Raw genomic sequence first — 4,247 nt, forward strand, 5'->3', positions numbered from 1 at the left:
GGCGTGGTCGGAGACCCGCTACCTCGCGCGCCATTTGGGATCCAGCGCCTCGCCAACGGCTCGATCTTGAAGGTCGAGCTCGACGACGACCGCGTGGGCATCGAAGGCCGGGGCGACCGCGCTCGGGAGCTGAGCGTCGAGCTGCCGCCGGAGCTGCGCGGCCAGGCCCTGCGCTGGCGGGTGGTCTACGAGCGGGTCCTCGACACGCCCGTGGGCGCCGAAGGCCACGCCGAGGTCTGGGACAGCGTCGAGCTGGGCGCGGGCACGCTCGACTGAATTCAGGGCTCGACGGTCGAGCTGGGGTCGAGCAGCTGGACGAAACGATCGCGCGTCCGGGTGCGGACCCAGGCTCCGCGCTCGCTCGTCTCGCGCTCGCGGATCTTGATCGTCCCCTCGACCGTCCACGCCACCTTTGCCATTGCCCGAGTGTATCGGAGCGGGCTCAGGTGGGGGGAGCGTCAGCTTGGGCGAGGCGCAGCTCGAGGCCGGTCAGCATGCAGCCGAGGCCAAACTCGAACTCGTCGTCGACGGGTCGGGCGCCCTCGGGGGTGAACTGCCACAGGGCCTGGCCAACGACGAAGGCGAGCAGGGACTGGAAGGCTCGCAGGGCGTCGAGCTGACTGAAGCCGGCGTCGACGAGGACCTGCCAGACCTGCTCGACGGCCGCGAAGGCGCGCTGGGTCGCGGCCGGGCGGGTGAACAGCGGGATGGCCTCGGGGTGGCGGGCGAGGACGCGCCGAAACTCGCGGGCGGCCCCCTCGAGCTGGGCGAGCCACGGGCCCGAGAGCGCGGCGAAATTCATCTCGGCGACCATCGCCGCCTGGACCGCGTCGAGCAGGTCGTCCTTGTTGGTGACGTGGCGGTACAGGGACATCGCTCGGACGCCGCAGGCCTGGCCGACGGCGCGCATGCTCAAGGCGTCGAGGCCCTCGCTGTCGATGAGCTCGAGGGCAGCCTCGGCGATGCGCTCGCGGGTCAGGCCCGGGCGCTTGCGGCGGGGACGGCCCCGGTCGGAGGCGGACATGGGGGGAGCTTGACACGACATCCATACGCCGTAAGCTTACGACATAAGCTTACGGTGTAAGTATATGTCGAGAATCGGCTAGTCCGCCATGAGGCAGCGAATTCGAACAAACAGAGAAGAAGCAAGCATGAAGACCAAGATCTCCCGCAGTCGTGCGCCAAAGACGCCAGCCGCCCTCGCGGCGGCCGGCCACCCCCTCGTCCCCGACGTGCTCGCGCTCGCGACCTCGGCCGGTCGCATGGTCGGAACGCGCGGCCATCGAGAGGCGCGGGCCTACCTCGTCGAGCGCCTGGTCGGCCTCGGCCTCGAGCCCACCCAGTCCCGAGAGCGCGCCTTCGATGGGGGCTTCTCGCTGCCCTACGGCCCGCAGTCGGGGCGCTGGCGCGGGCCGTGCAACGTCATGGCGGTCGCGCCAGGTCGCAGCCGGGAGCTCGCGCCCGTGGTCCTCGCCGCGCACTACGACACCTGCGGCCCGCTCCCCGGGGCCGACGACAACGCGGCCGCGATCGCGATCGTGCTGGAGGTCGCCGCGGCCCTGCGCCGGGAGCCGGCCGAGCGCGACGTCGTCCTGGCGATCTTCGACGGCGAGGAGCCGCCGCGCTTTTTGGGCTCCGAGATGGGCTCGATCCACTGGTACCACCACCAGCGCGCGCGCCCGGTGCACGCGGCCATCGTCCTCGATCTGGTCGGCCACGACGTCACCTTGCCGGGCTTTCCCAGGCTCGCCGATCTGCTGTTCGTCATGGGGATGGAGAGCCACCCGGGGCTGGTCGTGGACGTCAGCGTGGAAGGGGCGACGCCGGGGCTGCACGTCCAGCCCGTGCTCAACCGCTACGTCGGCGACCTGTCCGACCACCACGTGTTCCGCGTCAACGGCCACCCCTTCTTGTTTCTGTCGTGCGGACGCTGGCCGCACTACCACCAGGCCACGGACACCCCGGAGAAGCTCAACTACACCAAGATGCTGGCCATCGCCGGGCTGACTGAGGCGTGGACGCGGCGCACGGCGGGGCTGAGCCTCGCCGGCGGGGCGCAGCTGGGGGCGTCTTTGCCCGTGGAGCTCGCGGCCCTGCGCCGCAACTTCGGCGGCTTGCTCGGGCCGCTGCTCGGCGAGCGCGTCATCAACCGCCGCGAGCACGTCGACGCCTTCGTCAACGTGGCGATGCGGACCTTCGGGCTGTGAGCGGGGCGCGTTGATCTGGCGGGAGCCATTGGCGATCATCCGCCGGTGACCGATGCATCGCAGGGGGGACGCTGGAGGCGAGAGCCGCTGATCCCCTTCGCGCTGGCGGGGGCGCTGCTGTTCGGCCTGTTCGCCCTCGCGGGTGAGGGCGAAGGGGAGGGCGGCGCCCTCGACCGGCGCGTCGTCGTGACCGCCGCGACCCAGGGCCGCATCGCCGAGCAGCAGCAGCGACGCCTGGGTCGGGAGCCTTCGCCCGAAGAGCTCGACGCGGCGATCCGCGAGTGGGCCGACGCGGAGCTGCTCTACCGCGAGGCCCGGGCCCTCGAGCTCGACCGCGGCGATCCGATCGTGCGCCGCCGCCTGCTCCAAAAGATGCAGTTCGTGCTCGAGGAGGAGGAGGCCGTCGCCGAGCCCAGCGACGAGCGCCTCGCCGAGTGGATCGCCGCCCACGCGGACCGCTTCGAGCAGGCCCCGCGGGTCGCCTTGACCCACGTGTTTCTGGCCGCGCCGGCCCGCCAGCGCGAGGCCCCCGAGGCCGAGCTGACGCGCCTCGAGCAGGCCCTGGCCGAGGGCGCCGATCCGAGCACCCTGGGCGAGGCCTTCGTGCTCGGCCAGGAGCTCGAGGCCAAGAGCGCCGTCGACCTCAACCGCCAGTTCGGTCAGAAGTTCGGCGACGCCGTGCTCGCCCTCGAAGACGACGGCCGCTGGCATCGGCTGCGCTCGCTCTACGGCTGGCACCTCGTCCACGTCGACGAGCGCTTCCCCGGCCGCCTCGCCGGCGTCGACGAGGTCCGCTCTCAAGCCCGCGAGGGGGTGATGGCCGAGGCCCGCGAGCGCGCCCGCGTCGAGGCCCTCGATCGCCTGCGCGCGCGCTACGAGATCGTCGTGGAGGGCGACTGAGTGGCGCCTCGTCGGCAACAACGTGCCCTGGCCCTGGCCCTGGCCGCGCTCGCCTGGGTGTTCGCGCTGATCGTCCCGAGCGTCGCCTTTGCCCACGAGTTTCGCCCCGCCCAGCTGCGCGTCGTCGAGCTCGGCGAGGGCGCCCAGGCGGGCAGCTTCGAGCTGCGCCTCGTCTCTCCGCCGCGCTCCATCGAGGGCGTGGTCGAGCCCGGCGCGCTCCAGCCCCGCGTCCCCGAGTCCTGCGCCCTGCGCCAGGAAGGCCCCGCAGACGCCGGCCGCTTTCGAGTCGAGTGCGGCCCCGAGGGCTGGGTCGGCCCGCTCGGCGTCGACGGCCTCGAGCGCCACCCCGTCGACGTCATCGTCGACCTGCGCTACGCCGACGGCACCCGCGTCACGGCCGTCCTCGGCCCCGCCGAGCCCAGCCTCGACGTGGGCGGGAGCCAGACCGAGCAGCCCTCGAACGCCGCCGTGTTCGCGCCCTACCTGCGCATCGGCGTCGAGCACATCCTCGGCGGCTTCGACCACCTGCTCTTCGTCCTCGGCCTCGTGCTCCTGGTCACCGATCGCAAGGCCCTGCTGTGGACGGTCACCGCCTTCACCCTCGCCCACAGCGTCACCCTCGCGGCCTCGACCCTGGCCCTGGTCCGCCTCCCCGGGCCCCCCGTCGAAGCCGTCATCGCCCTGTCCATCGTCCTCCTCGCCCGCGAGCTCGTCCTCGGCCACGCCGACGATCCCAACACCCGCGCCGCCGCCCGAGAAGGCCTGAGCTGGCGCCAACCCTGGCTCGTCGCCCTCGTCTTCGGCCTGCTCCACGGCTTCGGCTTCGCGGGCGCCCTGGCCTCCGTCGGCGTCCCCGAGGGCGCCCAAGCCTGGGCCCTGCTCGCCTTCAACCTCGGCGTCGAGCTCGGCCAACTCGCCGTCGTCGCCCTCTTGCTCGCGCTCTTCGCCGGCCTGAAACACCTCGCCACCGCCCAAGGCTGGACCGAGGCCACCAAGTCCCGCGCCGCCCGAGCCCCCGCCTGGGCCATGGGCACCCTCGCCTTCGCCTGGACCCTCGAACGCGTCCTAGGCTTTCTAACCTGACCGTCGTCCACTCAAAGAGGCCTACAGAGCTCGCCAACCCGGCGGGCACAAAAGGGC

6 protein-coding genes are annotated in these 4,247 nt (G+C 72.4%); 4 read left to right on the forward strand and 2 right to left on the reverse strand.

Going from position 1 to position 4,247, the window contains the following annotated elements; translation table 11 throughout:
* The coding region (locus PPSIR1_RS41190; protein ID WP_006977282.1) for a hypothetical protein at window positions 1–276 on the forward strand (276 nt) is incomplete at its 5' end.
* A 2-nt stretch (window positions 277–278) separates the two neighbouring features.
* Here PPSIR1_RS41190 and PPSIR1_RS48995 read toward each other — a convergent pair.
* Both PPSIR1_RS48995 and PPSIR1_RS41195 read right to left on the reverse strand, forming a co-directional pair.
* Window positions 279–419: a hypothetical protein gene (locus PPSIR1_RS48995; protein ID WP_006977283.1), complete on the reverse strand. Its 141-nt coding sequence runs from the start codon at window positions 417–419 to the stop codon at window positions 279–281.
* A gap of 23 nt (window positions 420–442) precedes the next feature.
* A complete protein-coding gene (locus PPSIR1_RS41195; protein ID WP_006977284.1) occupies window positions 443–1,024 on the reverse strand; it encodes a TetR/AcrR family transcriptional regulator C-terminal domain-containing protein in 582 nt (193 codons plus the stop codon).
* Window positions 1,025–1,151: 127 nt separating this feature from the next.
* Here PPSIR1_RS41195 and PPSIR1_RS41200 point away from each other — a divergent pair, with 127 nt between their 5' ends.
* From PPSIR1_RS41200 to PPSIR1_RS41210, 3 genes are read left to right on the forward strand one after another with little or no spacing between them, the layout of a single operon-like run.
* Window positions 1,152–2,207, forward strand: coding sequence for a M28 family metallopeptidase (locus PPSIR1_RS41200; RefSeq protein WP_006977285.1), 1,056 nt, complete (start codon window positions 1,152–1,154; stop codon window positions 2,205–2,207).
* Window positions 2,208–2,252: 45 nt separating this feature from the next.
* Window positions 2,253–3,107 (forward strand): peptidylprolyl isomerase, encoded by an 855-nt coding sequence (locus PPSIR1_RS41205; protein ID WP_006977286.1) that lies wholly within the window; start codon window positions 2,253–2,255, stop codon window positions 3,105–3,107.
* Window positions 3,108–4,190, forward strand: a complete 1,083-nt coding sequence (locus PPSIR1_RS41210) for a HupE/UreJ family protein (protein ID WP_006977287.1) — start codon at window positions 3,108–3,110, stop codon at window positions 4,188–4,190.
* The last annotated feature ends 57 nt before the right edge of the window (window positions 4,191–4,247 follow it).

Source organism: Plesiocystis pacifica SIR-1, assembly GCF_000170895.1.
Lineage (GTDB): Bacteria > Myxococcota_A > Polyangia > Nannocystales > Nannocystaceae > Plesiocystis > Plesiocystis pacifica.